Annotated in this window: 17 protein-coding genes; 11 read left to right on the forward strand and 6 right to left on the reverse strand. The window is 61.1% G+C overall.

The window, feature by feature from the left end:
* The first annotated feature begins 215 nt into the window (after positions 1-215).
* From AB5Y97_RS18750 to AB5Y97_RS18760, 3 genes are read left to right on the forward strand one after another with little or no spacing between them, the layout of a single operon-like run.
* The gene (locus AB5Y97_RS18750) at positions 216-764 is read left to right on the forward strand and encodes a DUF2975 domain-containing protein (protein WP_368158721.1); all 549 of its coding nucleotides are present in this window, start codon (positions 216-218) and stop codon (positions 762-764) included.
* Between the two features lie 7 nt (positions 765-771).
* A complete protein-coding gene (locus AB5Y97_RS18755) occupies positions 772-981 on the forward strand; it encodes a helix-turn-helix transcriptional regulator (RefSeq protein WP_005335250.1) in 210 nt (69 codons plus the stop codon).
* 7 nt (positions 982-988) lie between these two features.
* Positions 989-2,206 carry a hypothetical protein gene (locus AB5Y97_RS18760; RefSeq protein WP_368158723.1) on the forward strand — a complete coding sequence of 406 codons (1,218 nt, stop codon included), beginning with the start codon at positions 989-991 and terminating at the stop codon, positions 2,204-2,206.
* 63 nt (positions 2,207-2,269) lie between these two features.
* On the opposite strand, the gene AB5Y97_RS18765 is transcribed toward AB5Y97_RS18760, so the two are convergent.
* Entirely contained in the window at positions 2,270-3,424 is a 1,155-nt protein-coding gene (locus AB5Y97_RS18765) for a 3-phenylpropionate MFS transporter (protein WP_368158725.1), read from the reverse strand.
* A 289-nt stretch (positions 3,425-3,713) separates the two neighbouring features.
* On the reverse strand, positions 3,714-5,819 hold the full coding sequence (locus tag AB5Y97_RS18770; protein WP_368158727.1) for a TonB-dependent hemoglobin/transferrin/lactoferrin family receptor: 2,106 nt from the start codon (positions 5,817-5,819) through the stop codon (positions 3,714-3,716).
* A 193-nt stretch (positions 5,820-6,012) separates the two neighbouring features.
* Between AB5Y97_RS18770 and AB5Y97_RS18775 the strand changes: the two genes are divergently transcribed.
* From AB5Y97_RS18775 to AB5Y97_RS18785, 3 genes are read left to right on the forward strand one after another with little or no spacing between them, the layout of a single operon-like run.
* On the forward strand, positions 6,013-6,984 hold the full coding sequence (locus tag AB5Y97_RS18775) for a ChaN family lipoprotein (RefSeq protein ID WP_368158729.1): 972 nt from the start codon (positions 6,013-6,015) through the stop codon (positions 6,982-6,984).
* Between the two features lie 25 nt (positions 6,985-7,009).
* On the forward strand, positions 7,010-7,564 hold the full coding sequence (locus tag AB5Y97_RS18780) for a cysteine hydrolase family protein (protein WP_005348211.1): 555 nt from the start codon (positions 7,010-7,012) through the stop codon (positions 7,562-7,564).
* Positions 7,565-7,601: 37 nt separating this feature from the next.
* Positions 7,602-7,985 (forward strand): hypothetical protein, encoded by a 384-nt coding sequence (locus AB5Y97_RS18785; protein ID WP_005335256.1) that lies wholly within the window; start codon positions 7,602-7,604, stop codon positions 7,983-7,985.
* 86 nt (positions 7,986-8,071) lie between these two features.
* Here AB5Y97_RS18785 and hutZ read toward each other — a convergent pair whose 3' ends face one another.
* A complete protein-coding gene (gene hutZ / locus AB5Y97_RS18790) occupies positions 8,072-8,629 on the reverse strand; it encodes a heme utilization protein HutZ (protein ID WP_005335257.1) in 558 nt (185 codons plus the stop codon).
* Entirely contained in the window at positions 8,626-9,138 is a 513-nt protein-coding gene (gene hutX / locus AB5Y97_RS18795) for a heme utilization cystosolic carrier protein HutX (RefSeq protein ID WP_005362516.1), read from the reverse strand. Before hutX ends, hutZ begins: the two co-directional genes overlap by 4 nt.
* A gap of 170 nt (positions 9,139-9,308) precedes the next feature.
* Here hutX and AB5Y97_RS18800 point away from each other — a divergent pair, with 170 nt between their 5' ends.
* The 5 genes from AB5Y97_RS18800 to pepE all read left to right on the forward strand — a co-directional run bounded on the left by AB5Y97_RS18800 (position 9,309) and on the right by pepE (position 14,328).
* Positions 9,309-10,160, forward strand: a complete 852-nt coding sequence (locus tag AB5Y97_RS18800) for a hemin ABC transporter substrate-binding protein (RefSeq protein ID WP_368158733.1) — start codon at positions 9,309-9,311, stop codon at positions 10,158-10,160.
* A complete protein-coding gene (locus tag AB5Y97_RS18805) occupies positions 10,157-11,188 on the forward strand; it encodes an iron ABC transporter permease (RefSeq protein WP_005335261.1) in 1,032 nt (343 codons plus the stop codon). The genes AB5Y97_RS18800 and AB5Y97_RS18805 overlap by 4 nt, the downstream gene beginning before the upstream one ends.
* A gap of 11 nt (positions 11,189-11,199) precedes the next feature.
* The gene (locus AB5Y97_RS18810; protein WP_368158735.1) at positions 11,200-12,012 is read left to right on the forward strand and encodes a heme ABC transporter ATP-binding protein; all 813 of its coding nucleotides are present in this window, start codon (positions 11,200-11,202) and stop codon (positions 12,010-12,012) included.
* 80 nt (positions 12,013-12,092) lie between these two features.
* Positions 12,093-13,358: an endonuclease/exonuclease/phosphatase family protein gene (locus AB5Y97_RS18815; protein ID WP_368158736.1), complete on the forward strand. Its 1,266-nt coding sequence runs from the start codon at positions 12,093-12,095 to the stop codon at positions 13,356-13,358.
* Between the two features lie 244 nt (positions 13,359-13,602).
* Positions 13,603-14,328 carry a dipeptidase PepE gene (gene pepE / locus AB5Y97_RS18820; protein ID WP_123172462.1) on the forward strand — a complete coding sequence of 242 codons (726 nt, stop codon included), beginning with the start codon at positions 13,603-13,605 and terminating at the stop codon, positions 14,326-14,328.
* Between the two features lie 120 nt (positions 14,329-14,448).
* Here the strand turns inward: pepE and AB5Y97_RS18825 are convergent, their stop codons facing one another.
* Both AB5Y97_RS18825 and alr read right to left on the reverse strand, forming a co-directional pair.
* Entirely contained in the window at positions 14,449-14,868 is a 420-nt protein-coding gene (locus AB5Y97_RS18825) for a secondary thiamine-phosphate synthase enzyme YjbQ (protein WP_368158738.1), read from the reverse strand.
* The gene (gene alr, locus AB5Y97_RS18830) at positions 14,868-15,941 is read right to left on the reverse strand and encodes an alanine racemase (protein WP_368158740.1); all 1,074 of its coding nucleotides are present in this window, start codon (positions 15,939-15,941) and stop codon (positions 14,868-14,870) included. The genes AB5Y97_RS18825 and alr overlap by 1 nt, the downstream gene beginning before the upstream one ends.
* Positions 15,942-16,121 lie beyond the last annotated feature (180 nt).

Genomic DNA, 16,121 nt, shown 5'->3' on the forward strand with positions numbered 1-16,121 from the left:
CGATAACTCCTTGTCCATGTTGAGTTTTTGTATACAACCTCGCCAGTCTAGAGAGGCTGCAGCCAAAAGTCATCCCCTTCGGACAGATTGAAATTATCGTTTTTCAATAAGTTTTATCTTGGCTGTATATCGCAAAACAATAAACATTGCCGATGTGGATATTGATAAACGATAAACTTTACCTTTCAGATAAAACCATCACAGTGAGGAATGAGATGATCTCCAACAAACTCGAACGCTCGAGCATGCTGATCGAATGGCTGCTGCTGCTGGCACTGCTGGCGACCCCTTTGATCACCTTGCTGGAGGTGTGGACCCCCTTCGGTGGCGCCGATTTTCTGCAGGAGAAGCTCAACACCATCTTGAGCCGCCCCGGCATCAATCCTGCCGACTATCCCCTTCACTTCTCCACCCGGCTGCTCGGCACCCTGGTGCAGCTGTTGCCGGATCTGGTCTTTATGATGATGCTCTGGCAACTGCGCCAGCTGTTTCGTGGCTACCGCGCCGGTCTGCTCTTCACCTTCGAGCAGATCCGCCGCTATCGGCAGATCGGAGTGCTGCTCTGTACAACCTTCCTGGTCGAATTGATCCTGACCCCCTTGCTGGATACGGTGCTCACCATTAGAGGCCCGGAAGTACTCGGTACCATAGCGCTGAGTACCTCCGATTTCCGGGTACTGCTGGCGGGACTGATCGTACTGGCGCTGGCACTGGTCATGCGCGAGGCCAAACTGCTGGCCGATGAACAGCAACTGACGGTGTGAGGAACGTATGCCCATTATCATCCGACTCGATGCCCTGCTGGCCGAGCGCAAAATGACCGCCCGCGAGCTGGCCCAGCGCATCGACATCACCGAGGCCAACCTCTCGATCCTCAAGAATGGCCACGCCAAGGCGGTGCGCTTCTCCACTCTGGAGGCCATCTGCCGTGAACTCAAATGCCAGCCCGGCGATCTGCTGGGCTACGAGCAGGAGCGCTAACCCTCTTATGAGTCGTCATATCACCCTGTTTGCCCTGTGGCTGCTGCCGCTGTGGGCCTGCGCTGGCAATGACGCGAACGGCCCCCGCTACCATATCGAGCAGGGCGCCAGCGCCAATGTGCTGCAAGTGCGCCTCACCATGCAGGGCAAGCCCCCTTTTACCCTGCTCCCCGCCCGCCAGTTGCCGGGCAGTGCCGCGCCGGTTTCCCCCGCGCTGGTCTGCCTTGCAGACAACCAGCCGGTTGCCCTCAACCAGCCCTTCTCTTGCAAGGAGATCGGCTGGCAGATCACGCTCACACCGGCTCCGGCAGAGGGTGCTGATGCCTCGGCCCAACAGTCGCTTCTGTTTGCTCCCAACCAGTGGCTATTGACCGAGTGGGGTAACTTTGTGCGCCAGATGGGGAGCCGCCAAGGAAAGGTTTGTCTACCGGATGGCAACTGCCAACCACTGCCGGATGTCAACCAGCCGCCGCTGATCCTGTCATTTGGTCTGGACACAGTGCCCGTCACCAAGCCGGATCCACGGCTGGTGCTGAGCCATGACGAGACCGCCAATCAGCTCGATCTGCCGGCCTTGCAGCAGCAACTGAATGAGATCGTCGACTATCTGGCCTTCCAGCTCGACGTGGATCCCCCCACTCACCCGTGGCAACTGGTGTGGCTGGGTCGGGATGTGGCGACCCGCTCCCTCGGCGGCGCCGCCGGAGATCAGGTGTTTGTCGCCAACTACCCCACCGAGGCTGGCAAACCGACGCCACAGGCCCCCTTGCGCCTGCTGCGCACCTCGGCCCACGAGGCGGTGCATATCCTCAGCGCTCGCCGCGCAGCTCCACAGCCCACCTGGGTCAACGAAAGCCTCGCCGAGTACCTCGCCATCAAGGCGCTGCGCCGCTTTCGGCTGCATCAGGTCACGGCGGTCAACGAGCTGGCCGAGCGGGGCAAACAGCTGCCCCATAGCGAGAGTGGTCTCTATCGGGCGGCTCGCGAGGTGATGGCTGGCGATCGCTCCTACTACCCGCTCTTTTACGTCAAGGGGAGCGCCTTCTGGGAAGCGCTGGATCGGGAGCTGCAACACAATGACGTGACGCTGGCGCAACTACTGCCCCAGCTGGGCTGGCTGCCGGATGGCCGCTTTGATGCAGCATCCAATGAGCTGCTTGCAGGCACCATCGGCTCGGACACCTGGCGTCGTCTCAGCCGCCTCTATCTTGGCGAGCAGCAGTAACGCCACAAACCGCAGCAACGAAAAAGGGAGAGCCGTGGCTCTCCCTGTTCAGATGTGCATTTCTCAGGCCGGAGCCCTCCCCTGCGCAGACGGCGCAAAGGGGCGCAGCCGCAGGAAGAAGACCGGCAAGACCACCAGCACCATCAGGAAGAAGATGCCGCCGCCGAGAGGCTCGAACAGCACGCCACAGACAGCCATCAGGGCCGCCACCGTCATGCCGAGGCCAAGGGCCGCATAGAGCGCCTGGGTCGGGATCAACTGCTCGGCGGGCAGCTGGCGAGTCATGAAGCGCACCGCCCCCAGATGGCTCATGCCAAACGTCACCGAGTGGAGCAATTGCCCCAGCACCAGTACCCACAACTCGGTCGAGGCACCCAGCAATACCCAGCGCACCACACAACCGATGGCACCGGCAATAAAGAGACTCTGGGCGCCAAAGCGTTGCAAGAAGCGCTTGTCGGCGGCAAACATGCAGATCTCGGCCACCACCCCGAGCGCCCAGAGATAGCCGATGATGGTGCCGCTATATCCTTGCGCCTTCCAGTAGATGGCACTGAAACCGTAATAGGCGGCGTGGCTCCCCTGCAGCAGAGCGGTCAGCAGCAGGAAGCGACGCACCGGCGCGCTGCGCAGGGTTGCCAGCAAGGACGCCTTGGCGCGCTCGCCCTGACTATCCTGTGGCGCCGGATAGAGCGGCAGCCAGCTGAGCAGCAGCATCAGCACCAGCCCCGCCACCATGGTGTGCAAAATCCAGTCACTACCGAAGTTGCCCACCAGCGCCCCCACCAGGGTAGAGGCGACGATAAAGGCAAAGGAGCCGCACAGCCGCACCTTGCCGTAATCGAGATGGGCCTGCACCACCATGCGGGTCGCCAGCGCCTCACCTACCGGCATCAGGGTCGGATAGATAAAGTTCGCCAGCAGGGTCAAGCCCACCAGCCACCAGAGGTTATGACTGAGATAGAAGCCGAGAAACGCCAGCAGACTGAGCAGGGAGAGCAACCGGGTAACCGGCAGCAGATGGCCCGCCCCCTTGATCTGCCCCATCACCATCAGGTTGCCAGCAAAGCGGATCGCCATCCCCGCCCCCAGCAGGAGACCAATCATCTCGGCGCTGACGCCCACCCCCTCCAGCCAGAGCGACCAGAACGGCAAGTAAGCACCGTAGACAAAATAGAAGGCGCCGAAAAAGAGCGCTAACCAGGAAAACGCGGGCATAGATCCTCTGCAACCGGATGACGGGAGCAGAATAATAACCCATCCGCCCCCGCAGATCCCGATGGAAACCCTGCGCAGAAAACGAAAAAACTTCAATAAAATTGAACTATTACCGAAGAGGTGGGGTCTACTTGGTAACACCTCCTCCTGGTTAGTGTTGCAATCCTTCCACCCGCCCATGGCGGGTTTCTTTTTTAGGCAAACATCTGCTCTGCGCCATCGTCACAACATGGCGGCGACAAAAAAGGGGCCGAAGCCCCTTTGATCATCTGCGTCTGTTGTTTGCTCTTTAGAATACGTATTTGACCCGTGCACTCAGGTTGCGGCCCGGTTCGGTCATCATGCTGTTATCGGAGCCCTCGGCACGACCGGCGATGCGCTCGTAGCTGGTGTACTCCTTGTCAAACAGGTTGAAGACCCCGACGTTGAGCTGCAGGTCGGTCATCGGGTTGAACTGGGCGTACATATCCACCACTCCCCAACCAGCCGCCTTCTCATACTCCTTGCCGTTCGCATCCTTGCCGACCTTGCCCATGTCGTCGGCAAAGCGCAGTGCTGTATTGAAGTTCCATTTTTCTTGCTCCAGACGGACACCGACACTGCCACTCAATGGGCTTAATTCATTGATATAATTACCGTTACCATCTTTACCATCGATATATGCCAAGTTCCCCCAGATATTGACAATGTCATTGAACCAGTAATCCGCCTTGGCCTCGATCCCTTTAGTCGTAACCTTACTCAAATTTTGATATTGATAAACAGAGGTGACTCCTTCCTTACCAACAGCAACAAAGCTGATGAAATCGTCAAACTTGTTGTAGAAGCTGGCCACTTCATAGCTGAAGCCATTGTGGCTGCCACGTACACCAAGATCGATGCCATCGCTGCTCTCCGGGTTGAGGTTAGGGTTGGGCTCGATACGATAGTTGTAAGCCTGATGGTTCAGGGTGGAGAAGGCGCTGTCATACATGGGGGTCTTGAAGCCGTGGCTGTACTGGGCGAACAGGTTGGCCGCCTCATGGGCCTTGAACACCAGACCCAGCTTGGGTGACAGCTCCCCTTCGGAGAACTTGTGCAGCTTGTCGCCTGTGTAAGCAGGGTCGTTGTCCGGAGTCATCCGGTAGTAGTCATAACGGGCCCCCGGGGTCAGCACCCAGCGCTCGCCAAACTTGATCTCGTCAAAGGCCCACAGGGCACTGCGCTCGCTGGTGGTAGCCGGGAAGCTCAGCTCGTTGTAGCCGACAAAATCACCGGGAGTCGTAGGCCCTTTGTAACGGGTACGTTCGTTGTCGGTATGCTCGTACTCAGCACCCCAGGCCAGACGATGGTTGGCGACTGCCTTATGGAACTGCAACTGGGCGCCGATGTTCTTCTGATCGAACACGTTGTGATCCAGCGAATTTTTGAACACATAGCGGTTACGCGGGTTAACCGGATACTTGGATGAGGCGTACTGATCCAGCGTCTGCTTGGTGCGGGCAAAGTAGACCTTGCTATCAATCCGGTCGGCCCAGCCTTGATTCAACGCGATGCCGTGATCCAGCACCACAGAGAGGTTGTCGGTCTGCTTGTCGGTGATGGGCTGATCAAAGACACGGGCGGTGCCAGTACCGACCTTGTTGAGCTTGACCGCATCCGGCTCCTCGCCATCGGTCAGGTAGTCAACGGTCAGCTTGAGGAACTGCTCATCGGAGAGGTTCCACTTGCTCTTGAGCAGCAGGGCGTGGGTACCGATATCGAAGTCGTTCTTGGTGGAGTCGAAATTCTGGGTCACACCGCCATCGCGCCAGGTGTAGCGCAGCAGGTTCTCCACTTCACCAGTGCGCAAGGCGCCGGTAAAGCCCGCCATCTTCTGGTGGCTGCTGGAGGCGTAACCGCTGGTCACATCCAGATAACTATCCTTGCCCTTGAGGAAGTCGTTGGCATCCTTGGTGGTGATGGCAATCACGCCACCCAGCGCATCGGAGCCGTAGGCGGCAGACGCCGGCCCCTTGGCCACTTCTACCTGCTTGATCATGTCGGTATCGAAGTAGCTCTGGCCAACCCCGCCCTTGCTGTAGGCATCGTTCTGGCGCACACCGTCGCGCACCACCTTGACCCGGTTTTCACCCATGCCGCGGATGATAAAGGTCTGCGCATCCCCCTGACCGCCGAGCACAGTCACACCGGGTTCGTAGCGGAACAGGTCGGCGACGTTGGTGACGACCTGCTCTTCAATCTGCTTGGCGGTGATCACCGAGATGGGGCCGGAGACATCTTCCAGTTTTTGCTCCATCCGTGAGCCGCTGACGACCACGACTTCATCCGCCTTCTGGGTGGCAGCAAAGACCTGGGAGGAGAGACCGGCCGCCACGGCGAGGGCAACCAGAGAGAGTGCGTTATGATGGGTCACAGCGAATCCTTATTGAGAACTGTTATCATACAGGCCGCATATTACCCGGCTCTCGACAAAGATCAACAAGAAACGAAATCATTCTCATTTGTTTTGAACCAAATTGGTTTTACACTGTCGCCCTGTGTTGCCCTTATTCTCTATTAGCCCCCCGAGATGCACCGGCATCCGGGCATATCAGCCGTGAGATCCCATGATTAGACGACTTCCCCTGCTCGCCCTGCCGCTGCTGCTGGCAGCCTGTGCCACCCCCACCCAACCGACCCAGTCATCACAGTTGCAGACGCTCTATGACTACCGGCTAAGCAGCGAGGGAGACGCAGACCTGACGCTGGAGCAAGCAATCGCGCGCATTGCCGACGCCGACATCATTCTGGTGGGTGAGCTGCACAGCCATCCCGCCGTGCATCTGTTGCAATCGCGCCTGCTGAGCGGGCTTTACACCGCAGGCCAGCAGCACGGGCGGCCATTGGCCCTCTCCATGGAGCAGTTCAGCCGCGCCGATCAGAAGACGCTGGATGCCTATCTGGCGAACCAGATTGGTGAAGCGGCCTTGATCCGCGAAGGCAACGCCTGGCCCAACTATCCGAGCGACTACCGCCCGCTGGTGGAGTTTGCCAAGGCTCACCAGATGCCGGTGATCGCCGCCAACGCCCCCAAGCCGCTGGTGAGCTGTGTCGGTCAGGAGGGGGCTGAGTGGCTCGACAAACTGCCCGCGTCGCGCCGCAGCCAGCTGGCCCGCCAACTGACGATGGGGGATGATCCCTATCGCCAGAAATTTATGGCTTCCATGCACCACGGCGATGCCGACAGCAACGCCCGCCGCTTCGCCGCCCAGACCAGTTGGGATGACACCATGGCCGAGAGCATGGTGGATTATCTCGCCAAGCACCCGGGCCAGCAGATCATGCATATCGCCGGCAATTTCCACGTCGAGGGGGGGCTTGGGCTCGCCAGTCGCATCGCCAGCCGCAATCCTGCCCTCAAGGTAGCGCTGGTCGTGCCCCGTACAGATGAGACCTCTGTTGCAGATCGCGCAGCCGATGTGCAAGTAACCATCATGCCGCTGCCTAAGCGCTGGCAAAACAGTGACGAGATGAAGCAAGATATGGGCGCGCTGCATCAATCCCGCAGTCGTGACTGCAGCCAGTGGCTGCAACCCTAATCTTCAAGGAAACGGCGGGTAAAATATGGATGTGTTACTGATCATCGATGTGCAGCAAGGCTTGTTCAACGAGCCCCGTTACCGCCAGGAGCAGGTGCTGGCCAATATCAATCGGGCTGCGGCCCATGTCAGGCAGCAACAGGGACGGGTCATCTATATCCAGCATGACTCGCCCCCCGGTACCGAACTGGAACCGGGCACCCCGGGTTGGCAGTTGCACAGTGCGCTGCAACCGGCCAAGGGGGAGAGCCGGGTACGCAAGACAGCCTGTGACAGCTTTCTCGATACCGAGCTTGCTTTCCTGCTGGCCGAGCAACCGGTCGATCGACTCATTCTCTGTGGCTGCGCCACCGATTTTTGCGTCGACACCACGGTGCGCAGTGCCGCCTCCCATGGGTACGAGGTGCTGGTGTTGAGCGATGGTCACACCACCGCCGATCGCCCCCATCTGAGCGCGGCCCAGATCACCGAGCACCATCACTGGATGTGGCGCCACCTCAGCCTGCCGGAGGGGCGCAGTGTGACCCTGCTCACCACCGACGAGCTGCTGGCAGTAACACCCGCCCTGCAGCCGTGCTAATCTGCGAGCCTCGCTTCGTTTCTCACTGGAGTCTGTCGTGCGCCTGTTGTCTGCCACCCTGTTGTTGATTGTTCCCCTGCTGTCGGCCTGCTCCAGCTTGCCCGGACAGAAGTATGACGGGCCGGAGCCCCTGTTTCTGACCCACATCAACGAGGAGGGGAGCAAGCGCTTCACCTTTGAAGCCGCGCCCAACGACACCTTGCCGCGCGGCCTATCGGCAGCCCAGAGCCAGCGGCTGCTGGAGCAGCGGGAGGCGTTACAGGAGAACCTGCTGACCGAGACCCTGGCGACCAAGCAGTATTGCCGCCAGGGCTACATAGTGCTGAGCCAGACCTCCTGGAAGGTGCGGGGAGAGTGCAACGAAACTGCCACCGACGCTGATCGTCGCGCTTTTCCCAACAAGGCCTCCTGGCAGGATTGAACTGGCGGATGAGATAACGCAATAAAAACGGGCAGCCAATTGGCTGCCCGTTTTGTTATGACGGCTGTAGTGGTCGACAGAGATTATCAGACCGGCGCATCGGCCGGGCTGGTTAGCTCGGCACCGTTGTCGATGCGCTTGTGCCCTTCCACCAGATGGACGAAATCCACCAGCTCGTCACCGGAAACCGCGAACGCCTGTCCGAAGCCCTTGACGAACAGCCCCTGTTCCGGTTTGAGGCGGAACAGTTTGAAATCCTTGAGGTTGGAGAGACCCTTGATGATCTCGCCAAAACGCCCCTCCAGCGCCGCCACCGCCTTGCTCCAGCGGGCGTCGTCACGGGCCACCACTTCAGCCACCGCATCGAAGGTCAGGCGCTTGCGGGCAAACAGCTCGCGGGCACCGCTCTCATCCTCGATCAGCATCAGGGATACCCGGGGCACCTGTTGCAGATTGCGGGCATGGCGAGCGATCTCGGAGATCAGCACATAGTAGCCATCTTCCTGCAGCACGAACGGGGCATAGCTGGCGTTGGGGTTGCCTTCGCCATCGACTGTGGCGAGCTGCAGGGTGCGGCAGCTGTCGCGAAACTCGCGGATCTCCGGTTGCAGGCGGTTCTGCAGACGCTCCTGACGTTCACTCATGCTTTGACTTCCTCTTGAGAGTTGTGGCGCAGCGCCATGAAACGGGTGACCTGATCGGCCAGCAGCTGGCGTTTCTCGTCGCGACCCAGATAGACCTTGAAAATGCAGCGGCCGGAGTGACCGAAGAACTGGAAGGAGTGCCCCTCCTTGCCCATGAACAGCTTGCTGACCAGCGCAATCCCCGCCACGTTGTCGAGCTTGAGATGACCATGCAGCTCACCGTCGCGGCCCATCAGGTTGTAGTAACCGCGTGCGTCCTTGCCTTTCGGGAAGGGGGCTTTTACCTCGAAGATGGAACCTTCTGATTCGACGATGGTGGTCACCGGGCCCCAGTCGGCCAGATCTTCCAGCAGACCTTGTGCGCGATCGGCGGGCAGCAGGGTCACCAGCTCGGCGGGCAGATGGCGAACCACCTCCCATTCGCTGATGGCAAGCTGGGCCGCCAGGGTGGACGGATGAGCGCCGGGATCCTGCTCCAGCAGCGCGTGAATGCGTTGTGCAATGCTCATGTTTTCTCCCTTTGCGGGACCATGTTGTCCCGCTGTTTATCATGGCGGCTACTCTAATAAAGCACCGGAATCAATGCAATTGATAATTGCTATCATTATCAGTGCATTTTTTCCAAAGCCTTGATATTCTCGGCGGCACACCCGTTTCATTCACCCCTTCGGAGGTTAGCATGGGCCGTCGTCTTGCCCTCGCCATCACCCTGCTCTGCAGTTCACTGTCCCCCTTCTCTGCCGTTGCCACCGACGGCCAGAAAGAGCGTATCGTCAGTATCGGCCCGGCCACCACAGAACTCATTCTGGCCCTTGGCGGTGAATCGAGCCTGATCGCCACCGATGTCAGCAGCCCCTTGCCCAAAGGGTTGCCCAAGGTGGGTTATCACCGGGCGCTGGCCGCCGAAGGGATCCTGAGCCTCTCCCCCACCCGACTGGTGGGCAGCGACGAGATGGGCCCGGCCCCGACCCTGGATCAGCTGCGTCGTGCCGGGGTCAAGGTGGAGGTGCTGGATACCGCGCCGACTCTCGCCAACCTCAACCAGCGTATCGACACCCTCTCCAGCCTGCTGGGCGATAAAGCAGCTGGCGATCGCCTGAAGGCAGAGATCCAGGCCCAGACCGATCAGCTGGCGGTGCAAGCCAAACAGAACAAACCGCTCAAGGTCGCCTTCCTGCTGCTGCACAAGGGGCAACCCACCAGCATCGCCGGGGGGGACACCACGGCCAGCGCGCTGATCTCGCTGGCGGGCGGCATCAATCCGGTCGCCGAATTGCGCAACTACAAGCCGGTATCCGCCGAATCCCTCATCGAGATGCAGCCCGATCTGGTGCTGGTCAGCGGTCGTGACTGGCAGCAGTATGCCGATCCGGCCAAAGTGCTGGCTGAAGTGCCTGCCCTGGCCGCCACCCCGGCTGGCAAGCGTAACGCCATTCACGCCATCGACGGCCACGCCCTGCAAGGGGGCCTGAGCCTCAACTCCCTGCAACAGGCGAACCAGATCGCCCAATGGATCAAGCAGGGGTCATGATGCGCTTGCCCCTCTCCTGGCTGCTGGCCTTCACCACGGCCGCACTGGCGCTGTTGCTGCTCGGTTCGCTGGCAACCGGTCCCATGACCCTCACCCTGGGCGAGAGTCTGCGGGCGCTGTTTGCCGGGCAGGAGAGCGGGATTGAGTCGCACAAACTGCTGATCGTGCAGGAAATTCGCCTGCCTCGTACCCTGCTCTGCATCGCAGTGGGGGGGATCCTCGGGCTATGTGGCGCAGTGATGCAGGGGCTGTTTCGCAACCCCCTGGCTGACCCAGGCATCATAGGTGTCTCCGGCGGTGCGGCGCTCGGCGCGGCGCTCGCCATCGTGCTGCTGGCCCCCCTCGGCCAGCAGCTGCAAGCCACCATAGGGGTTGGTCTGCTGCCGCTGCTCGCCTTTCTCGGCGGCGCGCTCACCACCACCCTGGTCTATCTGCTCGGCACCCGTGAGGGGGGCACCTCGGTCACTGTCATGCTGCTGGCCGGGGTCGCCATCACGGCGCTCTCCGGTGCAGTGATCGGCCTGCTCACCTATCTGGCGGACGATCAGATGCTGCGCAACCTGAGCCTGTGGCAGATGGGAACGCTGGCGGCAGGCAAACCGGCCGATGTGGCGCTGGCCCTGCTCACCCTGGCGGCCCTGCTGTGGCTCTTTATGCGCGATGCCAATCCCCTCAATGCCCTGCTGCTGGGTGAAGGGGAGGCTCGTCATCTGGGGGTCAATGTGCAATCCCTCAAACGTCGTCTGATTCTGCTCACCGCCGCGGGCGTCGGGGTGGCGGTGGCGGTATCGGGGATGATCGGCTTCGTCGGGCTGGTAGTACCCCATCTGGTGCGCCTGCTGGCAGGCCCCAACCATGTCAGGTTGCTGCCGCTCTCGGCCCTGCTTGGCGCCGCCCTGCTGCTGGCGGCCGACATGCTGGCACGCACCCTGCTGGCCCCGGCCGAGCTGCCGGTGGGCATCATTACCGCCCTGCTCGGCGCCCCCTTCTTCATCTGGCTGCTGGTAAAAGGCCGCCGCGCCCTGTGATACGGACTGTTATGCAACCACTCTCATCCTCACTCTCCTCCCCCATGTTGAGCTGCACCCGACTCAGCCTGCGCCGTGGCCAGCGCCAGATCCTGGATGGGCTCGATCTTAGTCTCGAGAGCGGCACCCTCACCGCGCTGCTCGGCCCCAACGGGGCGGGTAAGAGCTCGCTGCTCAAGTGTCTGACCGGCGAGCTGGAATATGAGGGCGCCATCACCCTGTTTGGCGCGGATCGCCAGCAGTGGGACAGCAGCCAGCTTGCCCACCGGCTCGGGGTATTGCCGCAAAGCTCCTCCCTCAACTTCCCCTTTCTCTGTGAGGAAGTGGTCGCCATGGGGCGCTTGCCCCACAGTGAACCGGCGGCGCGGCGTGACGAGATTGTGGCGGCGGCCATGACCCATGCCGGGGTCGAGCATCTGGCCAAACGGCTCTATCCCGGGCTCTCCGGCGGCGAGCGGCAGAGGGTGCAGTTTGCCCGGGTGCTGGCGCAGATTTGGCAGGCCCCCTCCCCGACCGAGCAGGCCGAGCAACCCCGCTTGCTGCTGCTCGACGAACCCACCTCGGCGCTGGATCTGAAATACCAGCATCAGCTGCTCACCATGGCGCGCGCCCTGGCCAGCCGCAATACAGCTGTGCTGGTGGTGCTGCACGACCTCAATCTGGCGGCGCGCTATGCCGATCGGCTGGTGATGCTGGAACGGGGCAAGCTGATGGCCGATGGCACACCTGCCGAGGTGCTCACCCCCGAGCTGATTGCCCGTCTCTATGACTATCCGGCACAGGTGATCCACCACCCCGAGAGCGGCCTGCCGATGGTGGTGTAGTCATTCTTTCTGATGCGAGATGCTCGATCGAACCACTGCAACCCTATAATGGCAGCCTGTTAACCGACGCAGGTGTCACCATGATTCGCTTTGCCACGTTTAATGTCGCTTTTGATCGCTCTGCCGCCGGTATGCTGACTGGCGAGCTGGCGCTGACCCGCACCGAGCAGGATGCCCTGCTGGCCCGCCTCGCCGAAGGGAGCCTGAGCGGCGCCACGGAAACCAAAGCCAAGAACGTGCAGCAGATCCGCAACGTGGCGGAGATCATCCAGCGCACCCGCCCGGATGTGTTCCTGCTCAACGAGTTCGACAACGACGGCAAAGGCGAGAGCACCGCCGATCTGAAAGCCTTCAACGACAACTATCTGGCCCACGCCCAGCACGCAGAGGTGACGGCCATCAGCTATCCGGTGATGCAGAATTTCGCCACCAACACCGGTCTGATGAGCGGTTATGACCTCAATCTGGATGGCAAGGTCAACAGCGGCCCCGACGATGCCTGGGGCTTTGGCAACTACCACGGCCAGTACGCCTTTGCGGTGATGTCCAAATACCCCATCGACACCAAGCAGATCCGCACCTTCCAGCACTTCAAGTGGAAGGATATGCCGGGCGAGCAGAATCCCATCATCGATGACTGCAACAATCCCAAGGTCAAGATCCCGGCCAGCCGCCAGTGTGGCGATGCCTGGTATGAAGACGCGGCCTGGCAGCAGTACCCGCTCTCCTCCAAGAACCACGCTGATGTGCCGGTGCGGATAAAAACCGAGAAGGGGGAAGAGGTGATCCACTTCCTGATCTCCCACCCAACCCCGCCGATCTTTGCCAACGCGGCGCGCCACACCGTCAAGCACAACCGCGCCGAGATCGCCTTCTGGAATGACTACGTCAAGGGTCTCAACTACATGACCGATGACAAGGGCACCAAGGGTGGGCTGGCCAAAAACGCCAAGTTCGTCATCGCCGGCGATCTCAACGCCGATCCGCTCACTGGTGACGGTGACCTGACTGCCATTCAGGATCTGCTAAACAACCCGCTGATGAATCAGGCCATCACCAATGGCACCCTGATCCCGGTCAGCGAAGGGGGCCCGGAGTGTGTCAGCAAGGGGGCCGACTGCAAACGCAACCTCAATCGCCCCAACCCGGAACGGATCACCAACTCCAGCGTGCTGCAGCTGGATCACGTCATCCCCTCCGCCAACCTCAACGCGGTCAAAAGCGGCGTCTTCTGGCCTGCCAGCTTCGAGGCCGGTTATCACCTGGTCTATGATGCGAAACTCGGCATCGCCAAGGGAGTCAGTTCGGATCACCGCATGGTGTGGGTCGATCTCAAACTCGACTAACTCTGCCATGACCCCGCTGCGGCGGGGTCTTTTATTGGCGATGGTCAGCGAGCTGAGCTCTGCTTATTAATCCACCTGTTGGCATTGAGTTATCCATCCATAACGCCTCCATGGCCGTTGAATGGGCCTCGCGATCACAGAACCGCCGCGCCAATGGTGGTAGCATGCCTCCTCTTGCCATCCGGCCGCACGGCGGATCCGGTGGCCCTCCCTCCTCCGCTTTCACTTTTTGAGGAACGATTTGATGGAACTGCTTCTGCTTAGCAATGGTAAAGCCAACGAATTTCCGGGTCTGCTCGGCTGGGCCCGGGATCGGGTTCAAAGCCTGCTGGCTCGCAAACAGGTCAAGCGCATCCTGCTCATCCCCTACGCGGTGATCCGCAGCGACTGGGATGCCCGTGCCAACGAACTTACCGAGAGCCTCGGGATCGAGACCATCAGCATTCATCACTTCGATGATCCGGTCGCGGCCGTCAATCAGGCCGACGCCATCTTTATCAGTGGCGGCAACACCTGGCGCCTGAATCAGCTGCTGCATGAGAATGGCCTGATCGTGCCGATCCAGCGCGCCGTGCGTGAGCGGGGTGTCCCTTATGTGGGCTGGAGCGCCGGTTGCAACGTGGCGACCCCGAGCATCCGCACCACCAACGACATGCCGGTCTGCAACGCCGCCGTGCTGCCCGCGCTGGGCCTGTTCCCGCTGCAGATCAACCCGCACTATCTGGACGCCAGCATCAGCGGCCACATGGGCGAGACCCGCGACGAGCGTCTGGCCGAGTTCTGCGCCATCAACCCGAGCGAATATGTGGTGGCCCTGCGCGAAGCGAGCCTGCTGCAGATCAGCGGCGATACCGTTGAGTACTGGAGCGCCCGCGAGCAGGATTTCAAGATCTTCAAACAGGGTCAGGAGCCGCAAGCCTTTATGGACGCCGCCCCGCTGGCCGAGCTGACCCCCTTCAAGGTCGGCTGAGCCACGAAGAGCGCCGAACCACTTGCAGGCAGATGGCTCACAGCAACGTAGAAACAAAAGAGGGATGGCTCGGCGCCATCCCTCTTTTTTATCTTCATCTTTCAGCTGGTTGCAGTCTGATTACTCACCCTGCAGGGTCACCAGCACCTTGCGGGCGCCACCATCGATGCGATGCTCGCCAAGCCAGATCCCCTGCCAGGTGCCGAGCGCCAACTGACCTTCGCGAACTGGCAGCAGCAGGCTCACCCCGAGCAGGGAGGATTTGATATGGGCGGGCATGTCATCCGGCCCCTCATAGGTGTGGCGATAGTAGGGGGCATCCTCCGGCGCCAGCCGGTGCAGATGGGCCTCCATATCGCTGCGCACGCTGGGGTCGCAGTTCTCGTTGAGGGTGAGCGAGGCGGAGGTGTGTTGCAGCAGCAGGTGCGCCATGCCGACTCGGTAATCCGCCAGCATCGGCAGTTTGGCCACCAGCTCGTCCGTCACCAGATGAAAGCCCCGCGAACGGGGCTTCAACATCAGCAGGCACTGCTGCCACATCAGACGTATTCCATAAAGACGCGGGAGGTGAGCTTGGTGATGAGTTCGTAGGGGATGGTGCCAATCTCGTCGGCCACCCGCTCCACCGGCAACCCCTCGCCCCACAGCACCGCCTCGTCACCGGCCTTGTCGGTGGCGCCGGGCCCAAGATCCACCGTGCTCATATCCATGGAGACACGCCCCACCAGCGGCACGATGCGGCCGTTGATCAGCACGGAAGTGCCATTGGGCGCCATGCGCGGATAACCGTCACCGTAGCCGATGGCGATCACCCCGAGCCGAGTATCGCGATCCGACACCCAGTTGGCGCCATAGCCCACCGGCTCGCCCGCCTTGTGATCCCGCACCGCAATCAGCTGGGTCTTCAAGGTCATCACCGGCTGCAGGTCGTAATCGGCCGCCACCGTGTTGGGGAAGGGCGACACGCCATAGAGGATGACGCCAGGGCGAACCCAGTCGCAGTGGGAGTCTGGCCAGGCCAGAATGCCCGCCGAGTTGGCCATGGCCCGGTCACCCGCCAGCGGCGCCGTCAGGCGGCTAAAGAGATCGATCTGCTCGCGGGTAGTGGGCTGCTCCAGCTCATCGGAGCGGCTGAAGTGGGTCATGATGTTGAACGGCTGCACCACGTTCTTGCACTTGCCGAGTCGTTCGATAAAGGCGGGCATCTCGTCGGCACGCACCCCGAGGCGGTGCATGCCGGTGTCGAGCTTGAGCCAGGCCACCACGGGGGCTGGCAGCTCGACCTGCTCCAGCGCTTCGAGCTGCTCCCAGGTGTGAACCGCCGTCTGCAGATTGTTGGCCGCCAGCACCGGCAGATCGTCGGCAGAGAAGAAGCCCTCCAGCAGCACGATGGGTTTGACCACGGCGCAGGAGCGCAGCATCAGCGCCTCTTCGATTCGGGCCACCGCATAGGCATCCGCATCCACCAGGGTGCGGGCGACCGGCAGCAGTCCGTGGCCATAGGCGTTGGCCTTGACCACAGCGATGATCTTACAAGCGGGAGCGTGGCGCTTGACCACGGCGAGGTTGTGGCGCAAGGCCGCAGTGTTGATTTGGGCAGTAGCCGCTTTCATGGTTTTCCCTTACGAGGGCACAAATGGTCTCCCCCTCATCGGGCAGAAGACCGCCACTCACTTATCGTCGTCGAAGGCCGGACCGGCATAATTGTCGAACCGGGAAAACAGGCTCTGACGGGCTGCCTTGCAGTGAATGGCAAGCGGGTCAGAGCGGTGGTGGCAATCCTGACCACAGGA

This window comes from Aeromonas sp. R10-2, assembly GCF_040908445.1.
Taxonomy (GTDB): Bacteria; Pseudomonadota; Gammaproteobacteria; order Enterobacterales; family Aeromonadaceae; genus Aeromonas; species Aeromonas veronii.